This is a genomic window from Streptomyces sp. NPDC107581 (assembly GCF_055657175.1).
Map to the genome: position 1 here is coordinate 105,126 of NZ_JBVKBH010000022.1, position 24,576 is coordinate 129,701.

Below are 24,576 nucleotides of genomic sequence, written 5' to 3' on the forward strand. Positions count from 1 at the left end.
GGCCCCGTACCGGCAACGCGACACGCCACCGGACCGGAGGGGGAGCGGCATGTCCACATCGACCAGGTCCGGTACGTCGCCTGCTCCGGAGACCCGCCGTCGCCGCCCGACAGGGGAGGTGGTGCTGGGAGTGGACACGCACCGGGATGCCCATGCGGCTGCGGTGCCCGTTGCCTCAGACGCTACGCGGCCCGGGAGGTCTTCCACCTGGTCGGACAGCTGCAGTCACGACCCCGCTCATAGCGGCTGTCGTGACGGATGAGAGGCTCGGCCGGGTGAGCGAGACACCACCGAACACCCTGCAGTACCGCTTCGACGGGCGGGAAGACGCCCCAGTCCTCATCCTGGGTCCCTCACTGGGTACCACATGGCACATGTGGGACCGCCAGGTCCCCGAGCTGACGAAGCAGTGGAGGGTCTTCCGGTTCGATCTGCCGGGCCACGGCGGTTCTCCCGCCCACCCGGCCGGCTCCGTCGAGGACCTGGCGACCCGCCTCCTGGCCACGCTGGACGCGCTCGGCGTGCAGCGCTTCGGCTACGCCGGCTGCGCGCTGGGCGGCGCCATCGGCCTGGAGCTGGCGCTGCGCCATCCGGAGCGGCTCGCCTCGCTCGCCCTGGTCGCCACCTCGCCCCGGTTCGGCACCGCCGACGAGTTCCGCCAGCGCGGGGTGATCGTCCGGACCAACGGGCTCGACCCGATCGCCCGGACCGCGCCCGACCGCTGGTTCACCGGCGGGTTCGCCGCCGCCCAGCCCGCGATCACCGAGTGGGCCGTGCAGATGGTGCGCACCACCGACCCGGGCTGCTACATAGCCGCCTGCGAGGCCCTGGCCGGGTTCGACGTCCGGCCCGAGCTGGGCCGGGTCGGCGTGCCGACCCTGGTGCTGGTCGGCTCCGACGACCAGGTCACCGGCCCGGCCGAGGCCCGTACCCTGGTCGCCGGGATACCGGACGCCCGGCTAGCGGTCGTGCCCGGCGCCTCCCATCTGGTGCCGGTCGAGCAGCCCGCCGCCGTCACCGACCTGCTGGTGCGGCACTTCTCCACCGCCTGGCAGCAGCCCTTCGACACCGGCCAGACGGCCCTGCCCGCCGCCCCGGTCAACCCGGCCATCGCCCCGCCGCCGCAGCCGGTGCCCGTCGCCGAGATCGCACCGGCCGGACCGCCGCCCCAGCCGCTCGGGCCGCCGGACCGGTACGAGACGGGGCTGAAGGTCCGCCGGGAGGTGCTGGGCGATGCACACGTCGACCGGGCGCTGGCGCAGGCCGACGACTTCTCCGGCGACTTCCAGGAGTTCATCACCCGCTACGCCTGGGGGGAGATCTGGGACCGGCCGGGCCTGGACCGCCGTACCCGCAGCTGTGTCACGCTCACCGCACTGGTCGCCGGCGGCCACCTGGACGAGCTGGCCTTCCACACCCGGGCCGCGCTGCGCAACGGCCTCACCCCGGACGAGATCAAGGAAGTGCTGCTCCAGGCCGCCGTGTACTGCGGCGTCCCGGCGGCGAACAGCGCGTTCAAGGTGGCCCAGCAGGTCATCCGCGAGGAGACCACACCCGCCGGGTGAGGCCGGCGGGGGCCGGGACCCGGCAGGATGAGGTGGCATGAGGCTCACCAAGAAGTCCCACGCCTGCGTCCGCCTCGACAAGGACGGGCGGACGCTCGTCATCGACCCCGGCGGCTTCAGCGAGCAGGACGCGGCGGTCGGCGCGGACGCGATCCTGGTCACGCACGAGCACCCGGACCACTTCGACGAGGGCAGGCTGCGGGCCGCGCTGGAGGCGAACCCGGCCGCCGGGATCTGGACCCTGGCGTCCGTCGCGGAACAGATCACGGCCGCCTTCCCCGGCCGGGTGCACACCGTCGGCCACGGCGACACCTTCACCGCCGCGGGCTTCGACGTCCAGGTCCACGGCGAGCTGCACGCCGTGATCCACCCGGACATCCCGCGCATCACCAACGTCGGCTATCTGATCGACGGCGGCAGGGTCTTCCACCCCGGCGACGCCCTCACCGTCCCGGACCACCCGGTGGAGACCCTGATGCTTCCGGTGATGGCACCCTGGAACAAGATCGCCGAGGTCATCGACTACGTCCGTGAACTCAAGCCGCAGCGCGCCTACGACGTCCACGACGCCCTGCTGACCGACCTGGCCCGGCCGATCTACGACCGTCAGATCGGCGCCCTGGGCGGCACCGACCACCAGCGGCTGGCCCCGGGCGGGACGGCCGACCTCTGAGCCGGCGCCGGGTTGTCACACCCGCCGGGTAGGTTGTGGAACATGCGCATCGCCACCTGGAACGTGAACTCGATCACCGCCCGCCTCCCGAGGCTGCTGGCCTGGCTGGAGAGCAGCGGCACCGACGTGCTCTGCCTCCAGGAGGCCAAGATCGCCGAGGAGCAGTTCCCGTTCGACCAGCTGCGCGAGCTGGGCTACGAGGCGGCGGTCCACGCGACCGGCCGGTGGAACGGCGTGGCGGTGCTCTCCCGCGTCGGCCTGGAGGACGTCGTCAAGGGCCTGCCCGGCGACCCCGGCTACGACGGCGTGACCGAGCCGCGCGCCATCTCGGCGACCTGCGGCCCGGTCCGTGTCTGGTCGGTGTACGTGCCCAACGGCCGCGAGGTGGACCACCCGCACTACGCCTACAAGCTCCAGTGGTTCGAGGCCCTGAAGGCCGCCGTCGCCGGTGACGCGTCCGGCAGCCGCCCCTTCGCGGTCCTGGGCGACTACAACGTGGCGCCGACCGACGACGACGTCTACGACGTGGCCGCCTTCGAGGGCCTCACCCATGTCACCCCCGCCGAGCGTGCCGCGCTCGTGTCCCTGCGCGAGACGGGTCTGGCCGACGTCGTCCCGCGGCCCCTGAAGTACGACCACCCCTACACGTACTGGGACTACCGCCAGCTCTGCTTCCCCAAGAACCGCGGCATGCGCATCGACCTGGTGTACGGAAACGAGCCCTTCGCGAAGGCCGTCAAGGACGCCTACGTCGACCGCGAGGAGCGCAAGGGCAAGGGCGCCTCCGATCACGCGCCGGTAGTGGTCGACCTCGACGTGTGATGCCACGCTGGGCCCATGAACATTCCGTTCCTGGGCCACCGGCACAAGAAGAGCGGTGACGACGGGGGTGCCCCCGCGCGGGCTCATTCGAGCGCGGGAGGGCTCCCCACCGACCCCGAGGGGATCGCCGCGCTGTTGTCCGAGTGCGAACTGCTGCGCTCACAGGCGGCTCAGGCCGGCGTCCGGCTCGATGACACACCGGCGTCCCTGGAGGCCCTGGACCAGCTGGTGCCACGCTGGCGCGAGGACGCGGAGACCCTGATCTGGCTGGGCAATGACGCCGGGCTGTACCTGGGCACGGTCGTGGTGCGTACCGTGCCCGGCGCCGTATGGGAGATCCGGTCCGACGGCGAGCCCGTTCTGCGGCTCGCCTCCGGCCGCGAGGTCGAGGTCGTGGAGTCCGGCCGGTCGTGGGCCGCGAGCGGTGCCCCCGAGCTGTCGCAGCTGTATGCGGAGCTCGCCGAGGCCTGACCGCCCGCGGATAAGCGCGCCATAAATACGGCTATTGCCCGAAAAGTGCGTGTCGTCCCTCCACTCCACCGGTGTCTGGATAGTTTGCGGCAACCACGACACAGCAGAGAGTGAGTAGGGCTGCGGATGGCCGTCGATCCGTTGATCGAACTGCGTGACGTCAACAAGTACTACGGGGACCTGCATGTCCTGCAGGACATCGACCTCACCGTCGCCAAGGGCGAGGTGGTCGTGGTCATCGGCCCGTCCGGGTCGGGAAAGTCGACGCTGTGCAGGACGATCAACCGGCTGGAGACCATCCAGTCCGGGACGATCAGGCTCGAAGGGCGGCCGCTGCCCGAGGAGGGCAAGGCCCTCGCCCGGCTCCGCGCCGAGGTCGGCATGGTCTTCCAGTCCTTCAACCTCTTCGCCCACAAGACGGTCCTGCAGAACGTCTCCCTCGCACAGATCAAGGTCCGCAGACGCAAGAAGGAGGACGCCCACCGCCGCTCCCGGGAACTCCTCGACCGCGTCGGACTGCTGAACCAGGCCGACAAGTACCCGGCGCAGCTCTCCGGCGGCCAGCAGCAGCGCGTGGCCATCGCCCGCGCCCTCGCCATGGAACCCAAGGCCCTGCTGTTCGACGAGCCCACCTCCGCCCTGGACCCCGAGATGATCAACGAGGTGCTGGAGGTCATGCGGCAGCTGGCCCGCGAGGGCATGACCATGGTCGTCGTCACCCATGAGATGGGCTTCGCCCGCTCCGCCGCCAACCGGGTCGTCTTCATGGCCGACGGCCGGATCGTCGAGGACCGCAGCCCGGAGGAGTTCTTCACCAACCCGCGCAGCGAACGGGCCAAGGACTTCCTCTCCAAGATCCTCAAGCACTGACCGGGGGAGTGCGACCCATGTTCCGTACCACCCGTGTGCCCCGTGCCCTGTGCACCCTGCACGCCCTCTGCGGAGTGCTCGCCCTGCTCGCCGCCGCCTGCGGCAAGGAGGGCAGCCCGCCCGGCAAGGGCCCGGCGGCCGACAAGCTCCCCGTCTACCAGGTCGCCGAGGGCTTCAGTCTGCCCGGCTCCACGACCTGGACCCGCGCCAAGAAGCGGGGCTACCTCGTCGTCGGCGCCAAGGAGGACCAGCCCTACCTCGGTGAGAAGGACCCGGCCACCGGCACCTACTCCGGCTTCGACATCGAGATCGCCAAGATGATGGCCGCCTCCCTCGGCTTCCCGCCGAAGGCCGTCCACTTCCGTACGATCGCCTCCGCCAACCGTGAGACCGCCCTGCAGAACGGCCAGATCGACTACTACGTCGGCACCTACACCATCAACGACAACCGCAAGAAGCTGGTCGGCTTCGCCGGGCCCTACTACCTGGCCGGCCAGTCCCTCCTCGTCCGCAGGAACGAGAACGACATCCACGGCCCCCAGGACCTCGACGGCAAACGCGTCTGCTCGGCAGCCGGTTCGACGCCGTACCAGCGCATCAAGGCCGACTATCCGAAGGCCATCGCGGTCGCCTACGACACCTACTCGGTCTGCGTCGACAACCTGCTCACCTACCAGGTCGACGCGGTCACCACCGACGACGCCATCCTCATCGGCTACGCGGCGAAGGCCCCCGGCGAACTCAAGGTCGTCGGCAAGCCCTTCTCCGAGGAGCCGTACGGCATCGGCGTCCCGCGCGGCGACAACGCCCTGCGCTTCGCCCTCGACGACGCACTGGAGGCACGCGAGAAGAACGGCGACTGGAAGAAGGCGTACGAGGCGACGCTCGGCCTGTCCGGCGTGCCCGCTCCCCACCCGCCCGCGATCGACCGCTATCCGGCGAGCTGAGCGAGGACGGCATGAAGGTACTGACAGACAACTTCCCGATCTACTGGGAGGGCTTCCTCGGCACGGTGCAACTGACCCTCTACTCCTCCCTGCTGGCGCTGGTGCTCGGCTTCGTGATGGCCTCCTTCCGGGTCGCGCCGGTCGCCTCCCTGCGGGTCTTCGGCACGGCGTGGGTCACCGTCCTGCGCAACACCCCGCTCACCCTGCTCTTCTTCGCGGTGCTGCTGGGACTGCCGCGGTTCGGACTCGTCCTGCCCTTCCAGGTGTTCGCGGTCCTCGCCCTGGGCTGCTACACCTCCGCGTTCATCTGCGAGGCCCTGCGTTCCGGCATCAACACCGTGCCCACCGGGCAGGGCGAGGCGGCCCGCAGCCTCGGCATGACCTTCCGTCAGACGCTGTCCCTGGTCGTGCTGCCGCAGGCGTTCCGCTCGGTGATCCCACCGGTCGGCTCCACGCTCATCGCGCTCGCCAAGAACTCCGCGATCGCGGGCGCGTTCAGCGTCACCGAGCTGCTCGGCACCTACAAGACCATCAACGAACTCGGCTACAACATCGTGTGGACCTTCGTCTGGATCGCCGTCGGCTACCTGATCATCACGCTCGCCATCAGCGCCCTGTTCAACCTGCTGGAACGGACGTGGGGGGTGGCCCGATGACCGGGGCGCAGGCAGCCACCGCGCTCTACGACATTCCAGGGCCCGTCACCAGACGACGGCATCGCGCGTACGGTGTCCTGTCCACCGTCGTCCTGCTCGCTCTGGTCGCCTGGATCCTGTACCTCCTCTTCGACACCGGCCAGTTCACCGCCACCAAGTGGATGCCCTTCGAGTACAAGGGCATCCAGGAACTGCTCCTGCGCGGTCTCGGCAACACGCTCAGGGCGTTCGGGATCGCGGCCGTCTGCTCGCTGGCCCTGGGCGGGCTGCTGGCCACCGGAAGGCTGTCGGACCACCGGCCGGTGCGCTGGCTGGCCACGCTCGTCGTGGAGTTCTTCCGTGCCATGCCCGTGCTGGTGATGATCTTCTTCATCTTCGTGGCGCTGAAGGTGCAGCCGCTGCCCGCACTCGTCGCCGGGCTCACCCTCTACAACGGCTCGGTACTCGCCGAGGTCTTCCGCTCCGGCGTGAACGCCGTCGAACGCGGCCAGAACGAGGCCGCGTTCGCGCTCGGCATGCGCAAGACCCAGGTGATGGCGCACGTCCTCGTACCGCAGGCCGTACGGGCGATGCTGCCCGCCATCATCAGCCAGTTGGTGGTGGCCCTGAAGGACACCTCCCTCGGCTATCTCATCACCTACGAGGAGTTCCTCCACGCCGGGAAGCTCATCGCCTCGAACCTCGACTACGATTTGCCGTTCATCCCCGTGGTGATGGTGATCTCGCCGATCTACATCGGGATGTGCATGCTGCTCTCGTGGTTCGCCGGCTGGGTGTCCCGGCGTGAGCAGCGCAGTCCCAAGACCGAAGCCGTGGCGGTCGCCACGGCCGAGCCTGGGACGCTGCTGCCGGGTGGGGAGCCCCCCACGGCCCCGAGACCGTAGGGGGGTGGCAGTTCACACGGGCCAGGCTCGTCCGGCGGCAGCCGGAGATCACTGCTCGCGCACGGGGACGGACACGTACGACGGGTCGTCCGGGGGCGAGGAGAAGGTCAGCTGCGCGCCGGACGGGTTGTGCTCGATGTAGAGCGGGTCGACCGTGTCGACCACCAGCGCGAGGCGGTGCCCGACGGGGACGTCGTAGGCCGTGGAGAACAGGTCGAGGTCCACGTCGAACGGCGTGCCGGGCGTCCGCCCGTGCCAGGTGTAGGGCGCGTTGGTGACCAGTTTCCCGAAGCCGAGCGGGCCCACGTCGTACAGGTAGGCGACGAGGGTGCCGCTCTCGTTGGTCGGCGTGAGCGTGGTGTGCAGCGAGGCCGTCCCGCGCACCTGCTGGGCCGTGCCGTACCGCTGGGACTGCCACACGGCCGCCCAGCGGCGCGGCAGCAGCGGGATCGAGGCGACGGGCGGCAGCTGGGCGACCTGGTCCAGGATGCTGGAGAGGAAGACGATTCCGCCGTCCGCGCCCGAGTCGACGTTCGCGTGGATCGTGGTGGAGCCCGCCAGCTCGATCTTCCGGCGGGTCGCGCCGACCGACTTCCAGTCCGGGTAGCCCTCGTATCCCCCCGCGCTACGGGACTTCAGCTGGACGGGCTGCTCACGGTCGATGCCGTTGTCGGCGCCCTTGAGGTAGTGGTCGAACCAGCGCCCGGTGTCGGTCCACACGTCGTTGGGCAGCCCGAACAGACCGGTCAGCTCGGCGGTCGCATGGTCGCCGGGGCGCAGCTCCAGCCGCTTGGGCACAGTGAGCTTCTCGTAGAAGTCGGCGTACTGGTTGGCCGGGAAGACCGTGTCGCCCCAGGCGTTGGCCATCATGACCGCGGCGCCGTTCTTGTTCAGCTGGTCGAGGTAGGTCGCGGCCGAGCGCTTCCGGCCCCAGTCGATCATCTCCTGTTCCTTGGACAGGTTGGAGGAGTACAGGTTGTCGAAGATCTCGCGCAGTTCGGGGCTCTCACGGCCGGTGAGGGTGCCGGCGCCGTCCAGTACGGCGGCCGCCTGGATGTGCTGGGTGCGGCCCGAGTAGATGGAGGCGATCAGGTCGGCCCAGCCGCTGAGCGCGGCGACGGCCTTGATCCGCTTGTCGTGTGCGGCGGCGAGCAGGCTGATGCCGGCGCCGTAGGAGACGCCCGCCATGCCGATGTGGCCCGGATCCGCAGGGGTGTTGGCGAGAGCCCAGTCGATGACCTTGGAGGCGTCCGCTATGTCCGGCGGACCGGCCACTTCTATCTGGCCGCCGGACTGCCAGAACCCCCGTACGTTGTATGTGAGCACCACATAGCCGGAGTCGGCGAGTTTCTGCGCCTGTGCGAGGTACTCCGCCTGCGGCAGCCCCCAGCTCGTGGGCAGCACGATGAGCGGGTAGCGCTGCGAGCCGTCGGAGCCGGCGGGCGCGACGACGTTCGCCTTCAGTACGGTGCCCCCGTCGCCGGTGATGTCCACGAAGCGGACGGACGGGGCGGCTTGCGCGGCCGGAGCCAGGCCGACGACGGTTCCGGCGATCAGCGCCGCGCACACGGCTCCGACGGCCGAGCTGCGCAGGGTGGTGCGACCGTGTCCCATGGGTCACTCCTCACTGGTTCAAGTTCAAAGTGACCCGACGGTAACCGCGCGACCTTACCGTAAGTAACCCGTCGGTAAGTTACGCACCGGTAAAGATTTCTACGACTGTACGGGCTCGGGTTCCGGCAGCGGCGTCCGTGCCGCCCGCGTCACGTCCGCCACCAGGTCGACCACATCCGGGCCGTACGCCTGCGAGTTGACCACCTTCAGCAGCAGGACGAAGGAGCCGGTGCCGTACTTGCGGGCCAGCCGCTCGTGTTCCCGGGCCAGATAGCGGGTCGCGGCCTGATTGGTTATCGCGCGCTGCCCGCAGAAGAGGAACACCGGGCGGGCGTCCTGCCGTCCGCCCGCGGTCAGCCGGGCCAGGAGCACGTACTCGCTGCGGCCCCGCTCCAAGGGATAGGCCTCCCCGCCGATCCGGAAAGCACCAGGCTCCGGCCCCGCTTCGGCATCGGCGTCCATCTGCACGCCCGGGAGCAGCGAGGGGAGGTGGGCGGCCATCCGGCGGTTGGACACCGGCCCGCCCAGACAGAACTCCGTGCGTTCACCGAACCCCTGCTGGATGGCATCGTGCGCCACGACCTGGGCGTGCGCGTTGCAGTCCTTGATGAGGGCGGCGAGTTCCAGCAGGGCGAACACGTCGTAGCGCATCACCGCGAGGTCCGCCCCGCCCGCGTTGCGGTTGACCACCAGCAGCGACTCCGAATGGTCCGGCAGCCCGAAGAACGTCTGCTTGCGCCGTAGTTTGCGGCGCCACAGACCGGTGCGGGCGATCCAGCCCAGCGAGGCCGAGATCCCGGTCGCCACCAGGCCCAGGACGATGTTGCGCACGTCGTCGTTCATGGCCGCGCATGGTAGCGGGCCCGGGCGACAGGTACGTACCGGTGTTCGATGTGTGACGTTCGTGTGGCGGGCGCCCCAGGCGTACTGTCGGGGGTACGGCAATCTCGTTAGGCTGCGCGGACGGTTCCGACGGGAGGGTTCGGATGGGTCGCTCTGGCACGCGGAAACTGGCGGTTCTGGCGGTCTCGGCCGCCATGGTGTCGGTGGGGGCGGCAGCGCCCCCCGCCGCGACGAGCGGCACGCCCGCGAAGGTTCCGGTGGCCGTCGGCTATGGCGGCGCCGTGGCGAGCGTCGATCCGGACGCCTCCGCCGCCGGCATCGAGGTGCTCAAGAAGGGCGGCAACGCGGTCGACGCGGCCGTCGCCACGGCCGCGGCGCTCGGCGTCACCGAGCCCTACTCGGCCGGCATCGGCGGAGGCGGCTACTTCGTCTACTACGACGCCAAGTCCCGTACCGTGCACACCATCGACGGCCGCGAGACCGCGCCGCTGAGCGCCGACTCGAACCTGTTCGTGGAGAACGGCAAGCCGCTCGCCTTCGCCGACGCCGTCAGCAGCGGTCTGAGCGTCGGCACCCCGGGCACGCCCGCCACCTGGCAGACGGCGCTGGACCAGTGGGGCAGCAGGAACCTCGGCACGGTCCTGAAGCCGGCCGAGCGGATAGCCCGCGACGGCTTCACGGTGGACGACACCTTCCGCTCGCAGACCGCGTCCAACGAGACCCGGTTCCGCTACTTCCCGGACACCGCCAAGCTGTTCCTGCCCGGCGGGCAGCTCCCGGTCGTCGGCTCCACCTTCAAGAACCCCGACCTGGCCCGGACCTACCGGGAGCTGGCCGGAAAGGGCGTCGGCGCGATCTACCACGGCGACCTCGGCCGGGACATCGTCGACACGGTCGACAAGCCGCCGGTGGACCCGGGTTCCGGCTGGAACGCCCGCCCCGGCAAGCTGTCGGACAAGGACCTGGCCGCCTACCACGCCAAGCTCCAAAGGCCCACGGACACCTCGTACCGCGGTCTGAAGGTGTACTCCATCGCCCCCTCCTCCTCGGGCGGCACCACGGTCGGCGAGGCGCTCAACATCCTGGAGAGGACCGACCTTTCCAAGGCGAGCGAGGTGCAGTACCTGCACCACTACATCGAGGCCAGCCGCATCGCCTTCGCCGACCGCGGACGCTGGGTCGGCGACCCCGCCTTCGAGAACGTACCGACGAAGGACCTGCTGTCGCAGCGGTACGCCGACTCGCGCGCGTGTCTCATCACGGACGACGCGGTGCTCACCAGCCCGCTCGCGCCCGGCGATCCGCGCCACCCCCGCGCCTGCGCCGCCGGCGACAAGGCGGCCCCGACGACGTACGAGGGCGAGAACACCACCCACCTCACGGTGGCCGACAAGTGGGGCAACGTCGTCTCCTACACGCTGACCATCGAGCAGACCGGCGGCAGCGCCATGACCGTCCCCGGCCGGGGGTTCCTGCTCAACAACGAGCTGACCGACTTCTCCTTCACCCCTGCCGACCCGGCCGTGCACGACCCGAACCTGCCCGGCCCGGGCAAGCGGCCCCGCTCGTCCATCTCGCCGACCATCGTCCTCGACCGGCACAACAGGCCCGTGGTGGCGCTCGGTTCGCCCGGCGGCGCGACCATCATCACCACCGTGCTGCAGACCCTGACCGGGTTCCTCGACCGGCACCTGCCGCTCGTCGACGCCATCGCAGCACCGCGTGCCAGCCAGCGCAACGCGGCCAAGACCGAACTCGAACCCGCCCTCTACAACAGTGACTTGAGGGGGAAGCTGGAGGCCATCGGCCACTCCTTCTCGCTCAACCCGGAGATCGGGGCGGCCACCGGCGTGCAGCGGCTGCCGGGCGGCAAGTGGCTGGCCGCCGCCGAGAAGGTACGGCGCGGTGGCGGCTCGGCGATGGTGGTGGATCCGACGCCGTGACTGGATCCGGGGCTGTGACCGGGTCCGACGCCGTGGCTGGGTCCGACGCCGTAATGCCGTGTCCCCGCGGCCGTCGTCTCCCCGTGATCGCCGTGTCCCGTCCGGGAACCCCGGCGACCGCCGTGTCCTGTCCGGGAACCCCGGTGCGCGCCGTGCTCCGGACGTCCCGGACGTCCCGGTGACCGTCGTGTCGCGCACGCCGAGCGGCCGTCGCGTCCCGGACGCCCGGCGACCGTCGTATCGCTAGGCCTCCGGGGCTGCGGGCTGGGGTGCCTTCTCGGCTCCGGCGGGCGGCGGTGCTTCCTGCGTACGGAAGTCCAGCCGCCCGCCCTGCACGTCCACCGTGACCCGGCTGCCCGAGGCGATCGTGCCGTCCAGCAGCAGCCGGGAGAGCTGGTTGTCGACCTCCCGCTGGATGGTGCGGCGCAGCGGACGGGCGCCGTACTCGGGCTGGTAGCCGTGCTCGGCCAGCCAGTCGACGGCCGCGTCCGTGAACTCGACCCCGACGTCCTGACCGTCCAGCAGTCTGCGGGTGCGCTCCAGCAAGAGGTCCGTGATCTGGCGCAGCTGCTCGCTCGTCAGCTGCCGGAAGACCACGATCTCGTCGATCCGGTTGAGGAACTCGGGCCGGAAGTGCTCGCGCAGCGGCCGCAGGATCTGCTCGCGCCGCGCCTCCTCGTCGGCGTCCGCGCCGCCCGGCCCGAAGCCGATCCCGGCACCCCGCCGGGTGATGACGTCGGAGCCCAGGTTGCTGGTCATCACGATGACCGTGTTGGTGAAGTCCACCGTGCGGCCCTGGGAGTCGGTGAGGCGGCCGTCGTCCAGGACCTGGAGGAGGATGTTGAAGACGTCCGGGTGGGCCTTCTCCACCTCGTCGAGCAGAAGCAGCGAGTAGGGGTGCCTGCGCACCACCTCGGTCAGCTGGCCGGCCTCCTCGTGACCGACGTACCCGGGCGGGGCACCGACCAGCCGGGAGACCATGTGCCGTTCCTGGTACTCACTCATGTCGAGGCGGACCATGCGGTCCTCGCTGCCGAACAGGGCCTCGGCCAGCGCGCGGGCCAGCTCGGTCTTGCCGACGCCCGTCGGGCCGAGGAAGAGGAAGCTGCCGATGGGCCGGTCGGGGCTGGCGAGCCCGGCGCGGGAGCGCAGCACGGCCTCGGCGACCACGGCGACCGCCTGCTCCTGGCCGACCACCCGCTGGTGCAGATGCTGCTCCAGGCCGAGCAGCCGCTCCTTCTCCTCCTGGGTCAGGCGGCTGACCGGGATGCCAGTCTGCCGGGACACCACCTCGGCGATGGCCTCCGCCGTCACCTCCAGGTTCAGCCCCTCGTCCGCCTCGTCGCCGCCGCTCGCCTCGGCGATCCGCTGCTTCAGCTCGCCGATCCGGTCGCGCAGCCGGGTGGCCTGTTCGTACTGCTCGTCGGCGACCGCCTGGTCCTTGTCCCGGACCAGCTGCTCGACCTCGCGCTCCATCGCGCGTACGTCCGTGCCCTTCGTCCGGGCACCCAGTCGCACCCGCGCGCCCGCCTGGTCGATCAGGTCGATCGCCTTGTCCGGCAGCCGGCGGTCGGTGAGATAGCGGTCGGACAGTTCCACGGCGGCCACCAGCGCCTCGTCGGTGTAGCGGACCTGGTGGTGGGCCTCGTACCGGTCGCGCAGCCCGCGCAGGATCTCGACCGTGTCCTCGGCCGTCGGCTCGGGCACCAGGACCGGCTGGAACCGGCGGGCCAGGGCCGCGTCCTTCTCGATGCGCCGGAACTCCTCCAGCGTGGTCGCGCCCACGATGTGCAGCTCGCCCCGGGCGAGCGCGGGCTTGAGGATGTTGCCCGCGTCCATCGCACCGCCCTCGCCGCCCGAACCGGCGCCGACGACGGTGTGCAGCTCGTCGATGAAGACGATCAGCCGGTCGGAGTGGGCGCGGATCTCCTCCACGATGGTGTTCAGCCGTTCCTCGAAGTCGCCCCGGTAACGGGTGCCCGCGACGACCCCGGTCAGATCCAGGGCGACCACCCGCCGCCCGGCCAGGACGTCCGGCACGTCCCCGTCCGCGATCCGCTCCGCGAGCCCCTCCACGATGGCCGTCTTGCCGACGCCCGCGTCGCCGATCAGCACGGGGTTGTTCTTCCCGCGCCGGGACAGCACCTCGATGGTCTGCTCGATCTCCTCGTCCCGGCCGATGACCGGGTCGACGCGGCCCTGCCGGGCCAGATCGGTCAGATCGCGGCCGTACTTGTCGAGGGTCGGTGTGGAGGTGGGCCGCTGCCGCTCCGGGCGCGTCTGGGTGGACTCCGGGGCCTCCGGCGGCAGGGTGCCCGCCGGGAAGCGGGCCGCGTTCAGGATGTGCCCGGCCGCCGAGTCCGGGTTCGCCGCCAGCGCGCTCAGCACGTGCTCGGGGCCGATGTATCCGGCGCCGCTCGCCCGCGCCATGTCGTGCGCGTCCAGCAGGGCGCGCTTGACGGCCGGGGTGAGGGACAGCGAGGTCGGCGGGGGCGCCTCGCCCGGAGGGTGCTGGACCGGGCCCGAGCGGTCGTCGATCTCGGTCGCGAGCGAGTCCGGGTCCGTGCCGGCCCGGCTCAGCAGGCTCCGGGTGGGCTCTGCCGCGACGGCCGCGCGCAGCAGATGCTGGGTGTCCAGGTCCCGGCTGCCGTGCTCGGCGGCGTACTGGGCGGCCCCTCTGACCAGCTCGCGGGCGGGCTGGCTGAGCAGGCGGCCGATGTCGATGTGGCGGGGGCTCTGTGCTCCGCCGGGGGCGCCGCCGAAGAAGCGGCCCAGGAATTCACCGAAGGGGTCGGGAGGGTAGCCGTCGGTCATGGCGTTCCGTTCCTTTGGTGCTCGTTCATAACACCTTGGCACGGATGCCCGGGGGCGGCACTGCGGGGCGCCCGCGGCACGGAGGCGCCGTGCCGCGGGACGGCTGCGGGACCCGTCGCGGCCGGTCGCGCGGTGGCCCGCAGCCGCCGCGCTGCGGTTGCCCGTGTACCTGGGCGTGCCCGTTCCCGTGCGCCTCAGCGTGTGGTTGCCCGCGTGCGTCAGCCTGCCCTTGCCCGCCTGTCTCAGGCTCGGCGTGCGGTGGCCCGGGTGCCTCGGCGTGCCCTTGCCCGCGTGCCTCAGGCTGTGGTTGCCCGCGTGCGTCAGCCTGCCCTTGCCCCCCTGTCTCAGGCTCAGCGTGCGGCGGCCCGCGTGCCTCAGGGTGCGGTTGCCCTTGTGCGTCAGCCTGTCTCAGCGTGCGGCGGCCCGCGTGCCTCAGGTGGTCTCGCGTGCGGTGAGGATGCGAGGCCCTGATTCCGTGATCGCCACCGTGTGCTCGGCGTGCGCCGCGCGCGAGCCGTCGCTCGTCAGGAGGGTCCAGCCGTCGTCCGCCTCGAAGTAGGCGTCCTTGCCGCTCGCGATCAGCATCGGCTCGATCGCCAGGACCATGCCGTGGCGCAGCGGGATGCCCCGGCCGGGGCGCCCCTCGTTGGGGACCTCCGGGTCCTCGTGCATGCGGCGGCCCACGCCGTGGCCGCCGAAGCCGGAGGGGATGCCGTAGCCGGCCGTCCGGCAGACCCGGCCGACGGCGTGGGCGATGTCGCCGATGCGGTTGCCGACGACGGCCGCCTCGATGCCGGCCGCCAGGGCCCGCTCGGCGGCGTCGATCAGGCGCAGGTCCGCCGGGCGGGGCCGGCCGACCGTGAAGCTGATCGCCGAGTCGCCCGCCCAGCCGTCCAGGGTGGCGCCGCAGTCGGCGGAGACCAGGTCCCCGTCGCGCAGGCGGTAGCGGGTGGGGATGCCGTGCACGATCGCGTCGTTGACCGAGGTGCAGAGCACCGCCGGGAAGGGGGTGGGGGCGAAGGAGGGGCGGTAGCCGAGGAACGGCGAGGACGCCCCGGCCTCGCGCAGCACCTCCCGGGCGACCTCGTCCAGTTCCAGCAGGGAGACGCCGACGTCCGCGGCCCGCCGTACGGCCGTCAGGGCTCGCCCGACGACCTGGCCCGCCGCGTGCATCGCGTCGATCGACGTGTTCGTCTTCAACTCCATCATGCCAATTACTATACCGGTATTTAAATGGGGACCGGTGTGCGGGGTGGTATTAGAATGGGCGCCATGGTGCGGACCCCTCTCACTCCCGAAGAGCACGAACGCGGCGAACGGCTCGGGCAACTGCTGCGCGAGGCCCGCGGCGGGCGGAGCATGGCCGACATCGCGGCCGAGGCGGGCATCTCGGCCGAGACGCTCCGCAAGATCGAGACCGGACGGGCACCGACCCCGGCCTTCTTCACGGTGGCCGCACTGGCCGGCGTGCTCGGGCTGTCCATGGACGAGCTGCTCGCCCGGTGCGCGCCGGCGGTCGTCTGACGGGCACCGGGGGGCGGGGGGCGCGCACGGGTCGGGGGTCCGTGATGAGCTCCTCGCACCCTGCTCGAAAACTGTGCGTAGCAGACCCGTAACACGGCTGGTGTTGCCTACCGATCGGAGTACTGGCGGCCGGGCGGGAGTCGGACGATGGCGGTGGATCAACTCCCCGGACCGGTCGGGGAGTTCGCGAACTACCTGACCGGTCTGCTGGGGCGCCTGGACCAGGGCGGGGGCTGGTGCGGGGTCTTCTGGCAACGCGACCCGGACGGCATGCAGGCCTGTCTCGACGGGAGCGAGGTGCCGCCGTGGGACGTGCTGGAGGCGCTGCTGCAGGACCTCGCGGCGGCGTACGGCCCCGCCGCGGCCGGTGCGGAGAAGGGGCGGGCCCGCTCCCTGCACGCGGCCGCCGTCTCGGCGTACGACACCCGGCCCGGTGCCCGGGACATCCTCGGCGACCGCCTCGACGTCATGATCCGGGAGCAGCGGTACGCCGCCGAGCGCCAGGGCGAACTCGGTCGTCTGCTCACCGCGGCGACCTCCCGCGAGGAGGTCGACGCCCTCCGCCTCGACCTGGCATGGGCCCGGGACGACCACGACAGGGCCGGCGCCCGGTGCACCGAACTCCGCGCGCGGATGGCCGAGTTGGACCGAAGTGCGGTGGTGTTACCGATCCCGGCGGCGGCCCACGGCCCCGCCGCACCCGACAAGCCCCGCAAGCGCCGTCGCGGCAGTGCGCGGTTCGCCGGGATGGCCGAGGACGAGGGGGCGCCGGCCGTCGTACCGCAGGCGGGACCCACCCTCGCGCCGGAGGTGTCCGCCGGTCGGCGTACGCCGCGAGGAGCCCGGTTCGCCGGGGCGGCGGAAGCCGCCGTACCGGTGCGGTCGCCCGCGGCGGAGGCGGACGCCGGGGCGGGGCCGGCCGTCGCCGGTGCCGTCGAGCGGCTGGCGCAGCTGAGGGCGCAGGGGCGCAGCGGTGAGGCGCATGTGCTGCTGGTCGAGATCACGCACTGGCCCGCCGCCCGCTTCCCGCTGCTCGCCGACGGCCTGCACCGCGCCGGGCTGGGCGCCGACTGGGCCACGCTGCTGTGGGAGGCCGCCTCGCTGCCCGCCGAGCGCCTCGTCGCCGCCGCCGACGCCCTGGAGGCGGCCGGGAGGGCCGCGGACGGGCTGCAGATGCTGCGCCAGGGGGTCGCCCGGCCGGCCGCGGAGATCGGCGCCGCCGTGCTCGGGCTGGCCGGCGAGGGCCGCCCGCGGGAGGTGCGCGCCCTGCTGGACGCCTACGTCCGGGTCCGCACCCCCGAGGAGGCCGCACGCAGCGCCGCCGCCGACCCCGGCCGCCTCGTCCCGCTCCTCCTGGAGGCCGCCCGGAGCGTCTCCGAAGAGCGCCACTGGGACCTCGTCCACGCCCTGCGGGTTGCCGGGTTCACCGCCTGACCGGTCGTGCGGATCACCCTAAGGAGTGTGAAACGTGATCGACTCCGCGGGTTAACGACGATGGTCTTGGCAAGGACCTTCATGAGGCTTACGTTCGTCCCTCTACGGGCCGTTTCTACGGGCGTAGAGGCTCGGACGTCGCGTCGAAGGAGCAGCTCATGGCCAACGTCGTACGTGCCGCACTGGTCCAGGCCACCTGGACCGGCGACACCGAGTCCATGGTGGCGAAGCACGAGGAGCACGCCCGCGAGGCGGCCCGTCGGGGCGCACAGGTCATCGGATTCCAGGAAGTCTTCAACGCCCCCTACTTCTGTCAGGTCCAGGAGCCGGAGCACTACCGCTGGGCCGAGCCCGTGCCCGACGGGCCGACCGTCCGCCGGATGCAGGAACTCGCCCGCGAGACCGGCATGGTGATCGTCGTACCGGTCTTCGAGATCGAGCAGTCCGGCTTCTACTACAACACCGCAGCCGTGATCGACGCCGACGGTACCTGCCTCGGCAAGTACCGCAAGCACCACATCCCGCAGGTCAAGGGCTTCTGGGAGAAGTACTACTTCAAGCCGGGAAACCTCGGATGGCCGGTCTTCGACACGGCCGTGGGCAAGGTCGGCGTCTACATCTGCTACGACCGGCACTTCCCGGAGGGGTGGCGCCAACTGGGCCTGAACGGCGCACAGCTGGTCTACAACCCCTCCGCCACCCACCGCGGTCTGTCCGCCCACCTGTGGCAGCTGGAGCAGCCCGCCGCGGCGGTCGCCAACGAGTACTTCATCGCCGCCATCAACCGGGTCGGCCAGGAGGAGTACGGGGACAACGACTTCTACGGCACCTCCTACTTCGTCGACCCGCGCGGGCAGTTCGTCGGCGACACCGCCGGCGACAAGGGCGAGGAACTCCTCGTCCGCGACCTGGACTTCGACCTCATCGAGCAGGTACGGCAGCAGTGGGCCTTCTACCGCGACCGCCGTCCCGACGCCTACGAAGGGCTGGTTCAGCCGTGAACGACCTCTACTCCCGCCACCGCGGCGTCCTGCCCGACTGGCTCGCCCTCTACTACGACGAGCCGCTGGAGATCACCCACGGCGAGGGCCGCCACGTCTGGGACTCCGAAGGCAACAAGTACCTGGACTTCTTCGGCGGCATCCTCACCACCATGACCGCGCACGCCCTGCCCGAGGTGACCAAGGCGGTCAGCGAGCAGGCCGGACGGATCATCCACTCCTCGACCCTCTACCTCAACCGGCCGATGGTCGAGATGGCCGAGCGCGTCGCCCAGGTGAGCGGCATCCCGGACGCCCGGGTCTTCTTCACCACCTCCGGCACCGAGGCCAACGACACCGCCCTGCTGCTCGCCACCGCCCACCGGCGCAGCAACACGGTCCTGGCCATGCGCAACAGCTACCACGGCCGTTCCTTCAGCACCGTCGGCATCACCGGCAACCGCAGTTGGTCCCCGACCTCGCTGTCCCCGCTGCAGACCCTGTACGTCCACGGCGGCGTCCGCACCCGCGGCCCGTACGCCGGGCTGGACGACGCTGCGTTCATCGACGCCTGTGTCGCGGACCTGAAGGACATCCTCGGCCACACCCGGCCGCCGGCCGCGCTGATCGCCGAACCCATCCAGGGCGTAGGCGGCTTCACCTCCCCGCCGGACGGACTGTACGCGGCCTTCCGTGACGTACTGGACGCACACGGGATCCTGTGGATCGCCGACGAGGTGCAGACCGGCTGGGGCCGTACCGGTGAGCACCTCTGGGGCTGGCAGGCACACGCCCGCAGCGGACCGCCGGACATCGTCACCTTCGCCAAGGGCATCGGCAACGGCATGTCCATCGGCGGGGTGATCGCCCGCGCGGAGATCATGAACTGCCTGGACGCCAACAGCATTTCCACCTTCGGCGGCACCCAGATCACCATGGCCGCCGGACTGGCCAACCTCACCTACCTCCTCGAACACGACCTGCAGGGCAACGCCCGGCGCGTCGGCGGCCTGCTCATCGAGCGGCTGCGGTCGGTCGCCGCCCAGCTGCCCGGGGTGCGGGAGGTGCGCGGCCGCGGACTGATGATCGGCATCGAGCTGGCCAGGCCGGGCACGGACGAGGCCGATCCGCAGGCGGCCTCCGCGGTCCTGGAGGCGGCTCGCGAGGGCGGCCTGCTCATCGGCAAGGGGGGCGGCCACAACACCAGCGCCCTGCGCATCGCCCCGCCGCTGTCGCTGACCGTCGCGGAGGCCGAGGAGGGCGCGACGATCCTCGAACGCGCGCTGCGGAGCACGTACTAGGACCCGTCCGGCGGAGGGGCTTGGAACAGGAGCAGCTTGCGGAGCACGTACCAGAGAGCAGGTGCACGGCCATGACCACCACCTCGGAGCCCCGCCGCCCCGGCTGGCAGCCGCTCGAACCCGTCCTCTCCGTGCGCCAGGTGCTGGGCCTGGAGCGGGTGCAGGCCGGAGAGCCCGAGGTGGTGGCCGGAGCCGGTCAGCTCGACCGGCCGGTGCGCTGGGTGCACGTCGCCGAGGCCGCCGACGTCGGTGTGATGCTCAGCGGCGGCGAGATGGTGCTCACCACCGGTGTGCTCCTCGCCGGCGACGAGGCCAAGCAGACCGAGTACATCCAGTCCCTGCACCGGGCGGAGGCCGCGGCCGTGGTCCTCGGTCTCGGGCGGGCGTTCCCCGCGCCGCCCGAGGTGATGCGCCGGGCCGCCGAGCGGTGCGGGCTGCCCCTCGTCGTCCTGCACCGCCCCTTCCCCTTCGCCGAGCTGACGGAGGAGGTCCAGTCCCGGCTGGTACGGCGCAAGTTCGCGGCCGTGAGCCTGTCGGAGACCGTACGCACCGCGCTCACCGGGCTGATCACCGCGGGCGCTCCGCTGCAACGCCTGCTCGACGAGGTCGCCCAGCACAGCGGCTGCCCGGTCGTCGTCACCAACCTCGCCCACCGCGTCCTGGCCACGGCGGGGGAGCGGCCGGCGGTGGACGATGTGCTGCGCGACTGGGAGCGCATCGCCCGGCAGGCCGGCCACAGCGAGGGCGACGGCTGGATCCGCGCCGAGCTGGGCGGCCGCGGAGAGCGGTGGGGCCGGCTGCTGCTGTGCGGATACCGGGGCGACACGGCTACCGGCCGGCTGCTCGCGGACCGGGCCGCCGAGGCACTGGTCCTGCACCGCATGCTGGGCGGCCACTTGGCGCACACCTGGGAGGAGGAGTCCGCGCAGAGCCTGCTGACCGACCTGGTCTCCGGGGTCGTACCGGCCAGGCAGCTGCTGCCCAGGGCACGCGCGGCCGGACTCCCCGTCAACCGGCGGACCTTCGTGCCCCTCGTCGTCCCCGGCGGCCAACCCGCCCGACTGGACCGGGTGCTGCGGATGCTGGGGCTGTCCGGGCTGGTCGCCGAGCTTGCGGACGGTGCCACCGCCGTCCTGCTGAGCCTGCCCCGCGACCAGCAGGCCGAGACGCTGACCGCGCACTTCGCGGCGCGGCTGCGCACCGAGACCGGGGTGCCGGGCACGGTGGTCGCCGCCGCCGATCCGCGCACCGGCTGGGACGAGGTGCCCGCGGGACTGCGCGAGGCACAGCATGTCGCCGACGCCGTGGCCGACTCCTCCGCCGTCCGCGACCTGCCGGCCGTCGTGCGGCTGCGAGACGTGCATCTGCGCGGTCTGATCCGGCTGCTCAGGGACGATCCGCAGGTGCAGTCCTTCGCCGAGCGGGAGCTGGACGGGCTGCTGTGCGGCGCGGACGAGGAGCTGCTGAACGTGCTGCGCACCTATCTGGCGACCGGCCGCAACAAGTCCCGCACCGCCCAGCTCCACCATGTCTCCCGGCCCGCCCTCTACCGCCGTCTGGAGGCGATACAGGGACGGCTGGGCGTCGACCTCGACGACTTCGAACAGGCGGCCTCCGTGCACATCGCGCTCCTCGCGCACGATGCGCAACAGGGGTGAAACATGCCACGACCTGGGAGAACGGCGGTGAAACATGGGCTTGCAGAAGCGTGACACGGTGGCACGCCGAGCGCCCGCAAGCGTGACACGCTGCCACTCAAACGGCCCTCGCGGACTTTCTAGGCTCACCGCACACCGAGCTACCGGAGGTCCCGATGAGCCGAGTGATCCGTGCCGCCCTGTTCCAGACGGCCTGGACCGGCGACAAGGAATCCATGATCCAGGTCCACGAGCAGGCGGCCCGCGACGCGGCCGCCCAGGGTGCCCGGGTCCTGTGCTTCCAGGAGCTGTTCTACGGCCCCTATTTCTGCCAGGTCCAGGACAAGGCCTTCTACGAGTACGCCGAGCAGATCCCGAACGGACCCACCGTCAAGCGCTTCCAGGCGCTCGCGAAGGAACTGGGCATCGTCCTCGTGCTGCCCATGTACGAGGAGGAGCAGCCGGGTGTCCTGTACAACACCGCGGCCGTGATCGACGCGGACGGCTCCTACCTCGGCAAGTACCGCAAGACCCACATCCCGCAGGTGCAGGGGTTCTGGGAGAAGTTCTACTTCCGCCCGGGGAACAGCGGCTGGCCCGTCTTCGAGACCGCCGTCGGGAGGATCGGCGTCTACATCTGCTACGACCGCCACTTCCCCGAGGGCTGGCGGGCGCTCGGCCTCGCCGGCGCCGAGATCGTCTTCAACCCGTCGGCCACCTCTCGCGGCCTGTCCCGCTACCTGTGGCAGCTGGAGCAGCCGGCGGCTGCCGCCGCCAACGAGTACTTCGTGGGCGCGATCAACCGGGTGGGCGTGGAGGACCTCGGCGACAACGACTTCTACGGCACCACGTACTTCGTGGACCCGGAGGCCCAGTTCGTCGGCGAGGTGGCGAGCGACAAGGAGACGGAACTCGTCGTACGCGACCTCGACCTGGCCAAGCTCCGCGAGGTCCGCGACCGCTGGCAGTTCTACCGCGACCGGGCACCGGGGGCGTACGGGCCGCTGACGGCGCCGTAGGGACGCCGGGTCGGACAAGCGCCCCGGAGGGGCGCGGGGAACTGCGCGACCAGCCACACACGACCCGCACATACCCAGGAGAGGCACCATGAGCAGCCGCACCCTCATCCGCGGTGGTCTCGTCATCACCGCGTCCGACGAGATCCACGCCGACGTCCTGGTCGAGGACGGCCGCGTCGCCGCCCTCGCCGCCTCGGGCACACCGGCCGCCGAGGCGTTCACCGCCGAGCGGGTCATCGACGCCGGCGGGAAGTACGTCATCCCGGGCGGCGTCGACGCCCACACCCACATGGAGCTGCCGTTCGGCGGCACCTTCGCCTCCGACACCTTCGAGACCGGCACCCGGGCCGCCGCCTGGGGCGGGACGACCACCATCGTCGACTTCGCGGTGCAGAGCGTCGGCCACACGCTGCGCGAGGGCCTGGACGCCTGGCACGGCAAGGCCGAGGGCAACTGCGCGATCGACTACGCCTTCCACATGATCGTCTCCGATGTGAACCAGGAGACGCTCAAGGAGATGGACCTGCTGGTCGAGGAAGGGGTGACCAGCTTCAAGCAGTTCATGGCCTACCCGGGCGTCTTCTACTCCGACGACGGCCAGATCCTGCGGGCCATGCAGCGCTCCGCCGAGAACGGCGGCCTGATCATGATGCACGCCGAGAACGGCATCGCGATCGACGTCCTGGTCGAGCAGGCCCTGGCCCGCGGCGAGACCGACCCCCGCTACCACGGGGAGGTCCGCAAGGCCCTGCTGGAGGCCGAGGCCACCCATCGCGCCATCCGGCTGGCACAGGTCGCCGGAGCCCCCCTGTACGTCGTCCACGTCTCGGCCATGGAGGCGGTGGCCGAACTGGCGCGGGCGCGTGACGAGGGGCTGAACGTCTTCGGCGAGACCTGCCCGCAGTACCTGTTCCTGTCCACCGACAACCTCGCCGAGCCGGACTTCGAGGGCGCCAAGTACGTGTGCAGCACGCCCCTTCGGCCCCGGGAGCACCAGGCCAGGCTGTGGCAGGGCCTGCGCACCAACGACCTCCAGGTGGTCTCCACGGACCACTGCCCCTTCTGCTTCGTCGGCCAGAAGGAACTGGGCCGCGGCGACTTCTCCAAGATCCCCAACGGTCTGCCCGGCGTCGAGAACCGTATGGACCTGCTCCACCAGGCCGTCGTCGACGGGCACATCTCCCGCCGCCGCTGGATCGAGATCGCCTGCGCCACCCCGGCGCGCATGTTCGGCCTGTACCCGAAGAAGGGCACTATCGCCCCGGGCGCCGACGCCGACATCGTCATCTACGACCCGCACGCCGAGCAGGTCATGTCCGCCGAGACGCACCACATGAACGTCGACTACTCGGCCTACGAGGGCAGGCGGACCACCGGCCGGGTCGAGACCGTGCTCTCGCGCGGCGAACCCGTCATCACCGAGCGGGAGTACACCGGACACGCCGGACACGGCGTCTACACCCCGCGCTCCACGTGTCAGTACCTCAACTAGGAGTGGCGCCCATGGACTTCGGACTCGTCCTGCAGACCGATCCGCCGGCCTCCCGTGTCATCAGCCTGATGAAGCGGGCCGAGCGCAACGGCTTCACCTACGGCTGGACCTTCGACTCCTCCGTGCTGTGGCAGGAGCCGTTCGTCATCTACAGCCAGATCCTCTCCAACACCTCGACGCTGACGGTCGGCCCGATGGTCACCAACCCGGGCACCCGTACCTGGGAGGTCACCGCCTCCACCTTCGCCACCCTCAACGACATGTTCGGCAACCGCACCGTCTGCGGCATCGGCCGCGGCGACTCCGCGATGCGCGTGGCGGGCCGCAAGCCGAACACCCTGGCCCGGATCAGCGAGGCCATGAAGGTCATCCGCGCACTCGGCCGGGGCGAGGAAGCCGACCTCGGCGGCACGGTGGTCAGGTTCCCCTGGATCAAGCCGGGCGCCGAACTCCCCGTGTGGATGGCCGCATACGGCCCGAAGGCACTGAAGATGACCGGCGAGGAGGCCGACGGGTTCATCCTCCAGCTCTCCGACCTCTACCTGACCCGGCACATGGTCAAGGCCGTGAAGGACGCGGCGGCCGCCGCCGGCCGCGACCCGTCCGAGGTCAAGATCTGCGTCGCCGCCCCCGCCTACGTCACCGAGGACGGCTCGCCCGAGGCGCTCGCCCACGCCCGCGAGCAGTGCCGCTGGTTCGGCGGCATGGTCGGCAACCACGTCGCCGACCTGGTCGCCAAGTACGGCGAGCACTCCGGCCAGGTCCCCGACGAACTCACCGAGTACATCAAGGCCCGCCAGGGCTACGACTACGCCCACCACGGGCGCAGCGGCAACCCCGACACCCAGTTCGTGCCCGACGAGATCGTGGACCGGTTCTGTGTGATCGGCCCGGCCGAGCAGCACATCGAGAAGCTGAACGCACTGCGCGAGCTGGGCGTCGACCAGTTCGCCCTGTACGACATGCACGACGCCCAGGAAGCCACCATCGACGCCTACGGCACGAAGGTGATCCCGGCCGTCAACGCCTGACCGCGGCAGACCCGGTTGATCTCCCCCTTCCCGCCGTCCCGGGAAGGGGGGCCAGG

Annotated in this window: 21 protein-coding genes; 17 read left to right on the forward strand and 4 right to left on the reverse strand. The window is 71.2% G+C overall.

What is annotated here, in order from left to right:
• Positions 1 to 275: 275 nt before the first annotated feature.
• From pcaDC to ACZ7P3_RS38485, 8 genes are all read left to right on the forward strand, one after another.
• The gene (pcaDC, locus tag ACZ7P3_RS38450) at positions 276 to 1,565 is read left to right on the forward strand and encodes a bifunctional 3-oxoadipate enol-lactonase/4-carboxymuconolactone decarboxylase PcaDC (protein ID WP_472089018.1); all 1,290 of its coding nucleotides are present in this window, start codon (positions 276 to 278) and stop codon (positions 1,563 to 1,565) included.
• 37 nt (positions 1,566 to 1,602) lie between these two features.
• Positions 1,603 to 2,238 (forward strand): MBL fold metallo-hydrolase, encoded by a 636-nt coding sequence (locus ACZ7P3_RS38455; RefSeq protein ID WP_472088964.1) that lies wholly within the window; start codon positions 1,603 to 1,605, stop codon positions 2,236 to 2,238.
• A 42-nt stretch (positions 2,239 to 2,280) separates the two neighbouring features.
• On the forward strand, positions 2,281 to 3,060 hold the full coding sequence (locus tag ACZ7P3_RS38460) for an exodeoxyribonuclease III (RefSeq protein ID WP_472088966.1): 780 nt from the start codon (positions 2,281 to 2,283) through the stop codon (positions 3,058 to 3,060).
• Between the two features lie 15 nt (positions 3,061 to 3,075).
• On the forward strand, positions 3,076 to 3,531 hold the full coding sequence (locus tag ACZ7P3_RS38465) for a DUF6278 family protein (protein ID WP_472088967.1): 456 nt from the start codon (positions 3,076 to 3,078) through the stop codon (positions 3,529 to 3,531).
• Between the two features lie 126 nt (positions 3,532 to 3,657).
• Entirely contained in the window at positions 3,658 to 4,401 is a 744-nt protein-coding gene (locus tag ACZ7P3_RS38470) for an amino acid ABC transporter ATP-binding protein (protein WP_472088968.1), read from the forward strand.
• A gap of 17 nt (positions 4,402 to 4,418) precedes the next feature.
• A complete protein-coding gene (locus ACZ7P3_RS38475) occupies positions 4,419 to 5,348 on the forward strand; it encodes a glutamate ABC transporter substrate-binding protein (RefSeq protein ID WP_472088969.1) in 930 nt (309 codons plus the stop codon).
• A gap of 11 nt (positions 5,349 to 5,359) precedes the next feature.
• On the forward strand, positions 5,360 to 6,004 hold the full coding sequence (locus ACZ7P3_RS38480) for an amino acid ABC transporter permease (RefSeq protein WP_472088970.1): 645 nt from the start codon (positions 5,360 to 5,362) through the stop codon (positions 6,002 to 6,004).
• Positions 6,001 to 6,888 (forward strand): amino acid ABC transporter permease, encoded by an 888-nt coding sequence (locus ACZ7P3_RS38485; RefSeq protein WP_472088971.1) that lies wholly within the window; start codon positions 6,001 to 6,003, stop codon positions 6,886 to 6,888. Before ACZ7P3_RS38480 ends, ACZ7P3_RS38485 begins: the two co-directional genes overlap by 4 nt.
• Positions 6,889 to 6,936: 48 nt before the next feature.
• Here ACZ7P3_RS38485 and ACZ7P3_RS38490 read toward each other — a convergent pair whose 3' ends face one another.
• Together ACZ7P3_RS38490 and ACZ7P3_RS38495 are read right to left on the reverse strand one after the other, a co-directional pair.
• Complete coding sequence (locus tag ACZ7P3_RS38490) at positions 6,937 to 8,502, reverse strand: CocE/NonD family hydrolase (protein WP_472088972.1); 1,566 nt, start codon at positions 8,500 to 8,502, stop codon at positions 6,937 to 6,939.
• 99 nt (positions 8,503 to 8,601) lie between these two features.
• On the reverse strand, positions 8,602 to 9,345 hold the full coding sequence (locus ACZ7P3_RS38495) for a hypothetical protein (protein ID WP_472088973.1): 744 nt from the start codon (positions 9,343 to 9,345) through the stop codon (positions 8,602 to 8,604).
• Between the two features lie 143 nt (positions 9,346 to 9,488).
• On the opposite strand from ACZ7P3_RS38495, the gene ggt reads away from it, so the two are divergent.
• Positions 9,489 to 11,288 carry a gamma-glutamyltransferase gene (ggt, locus tag ACZ7P3_RS38500; RefSeq protein WP_472088975.1) on the forward strand — a complete coding sequence of 600 codons (1,800 nt, stop codon included), beginning with the start codon at positions 9,489 to 9,491 and terminating at the stop codon, positions 11,286 to 11,288.
• 243 nt (positions 11,289 to 11,531) lie between these two features.
• Here ggt and ACZ7P3_RS38505 read toward each other — a convergent pair whose 3' ends face one another.
• Both ACZ7P3_RS38505 and map read right to left on the reverse strand, forming a co-directional pair.
• Positions 11,532 to 14,102 (reverse strand): ATP-dependent Clp protease ATP-binding subunit, encoded by a 2,571-nt coding sequence (locus ACZ7P3_RS38505; RefSeq protein ID WP_472088977.1) that lies wholly within the window; start codon positions 14,100 to 14,102, stop codon positions 11,532 to 11,534.
• A 432-nt stretch (positions 14,103 to 14,534) separates the two neighbouring features.
• A complete protein-coding gene (gene map / locus ACZ7P3_RS38510; RefSeq protein ID WP_472088979.1) occupies positions 14,535 to 15,311 on the reverse strand; it encodes a type I methionyl aminopeptidase in 777 nt (258 codons plus the stop codon).
• Between the two features lie 63 nt (positions 15,312 to 15,374).
• Between map and ACZ7P3_RS38515 the strand changes: the two genes are divergently transcribed.
• The 8 genes from ACZ7P3_RS38515 (at position 15,375) to ACZ7P3_RS38550 (ending at position 24,520) form a co-directional block, all read left to right on the forward strand.
• Complete coding sequence (locus tag ACZ7P3_RS38515; RefSeq protein ID WP_472088981.1) at positions 15,375 to 15,626, forward strand: helix-turn-helix domain-containing protein; 252 nt, start codon at positions 15,375 to 15,377, stop codon at positions 15,624 to 15,626.
• A 147-nt stretch (positions 15,627 to 15,773) separates the two neighbouring features.
• Positions 15,774 to 17,060: a hypothetical protein gene (locus ACZ7P3_RS38520; RefSeq protein ID WP_472088983.1), complete on the forward strand. Its 1,287-nt coding sequence runs from the start codon at positions 15,774 to 15,776 to the stop codon at positions 17,058 to 17,060.
• Positions 17,061 to 17,218: 158 nt separating this feature from the next.
• The gene (locus ACZ7P3_RS38525) at positions 17,219 to 18,061 is read left to right on the forward strand and encodes a nitrilase-related carbon-nitrogen hydrolase (RefSeq protein ID WP_472088985.1); all 843 of its coding nucleotides are present in this window, start codon (positions 17,219 to 17,221) and stop codon (positions 18,059 to 18,061) included.
• Positions 18,058 to 19,341 carry an aspartate aminotransferase family protein gene (locus ACZ7P3_RS38530; protein ID WP_472088987.1) on the forward strand — a complete coding sequence of 428 codons (1,284 nt, stop codon included), beginning with the start codon at positions 18,058 to 18,060 and terminating at the stop codon, positions 19,339 to 19,341. The genes ACZ7P3_RS38525 and ACZ7P3_RS38530 overlap by 4 nt, the downstream gene beginning before the upstream one ends.
• A 71-nt stretch (positions 19,342 to 19,412) precedes the next feature.
• A complete protein-coding gene (locus ACZ7P3_RS38535; RefSeq protein ID WP_472088989.1) occupies positions 19,413 to 20,999 on the forward strand; it encodes a PucR family transcriptional regulator in 1,587 nt (528 codons plus the stop codon).
• Between the two features lie 155 nt (positions 21,000 to 21,154).
• A complete protein-coding gene (locus ACZ7P3_RS38540; RefSeq protein ID WP_472088991.1) occupies positions 21,155 to 21,997 on the forward strand; it encodes a nitrilase-related carbon-nitrogen hydrolase in 843 nt (280 codons plus the stop codon).
• Positions 21,998 to 22,085: 88 nt separating this feature from the next.
• Positions 22,086 to 23,489 (forward strand): dihydropyrimidinase, encoded by a 1,404-nt coding sequence (gene hydA / locus ACZ7P3_RS38545; protein WP_472088993.1) that lies wholly within the window; start codon positions 22,086 to 22,088, stop codon positions 23,487 to 23,489.
• Positions 23,490 to 23,500: 11 nt separating this feature from the next.
• Complete coding sequence (locus tag ACZ7P3_RS38550; RefSeq protein WP_472088995.1) at positions 23,501 to 24,520, forward strand: TIGR03842 family LLM class F420-dependent oxidoreductase; 1,020 nt, start codon at positions 23,501 to 23,503, stop codon at positions 24,518 to 24,520.
• The last annotated feature ends 56 nt before the right edge of the window (positions 24,521 to 24,576 follow it).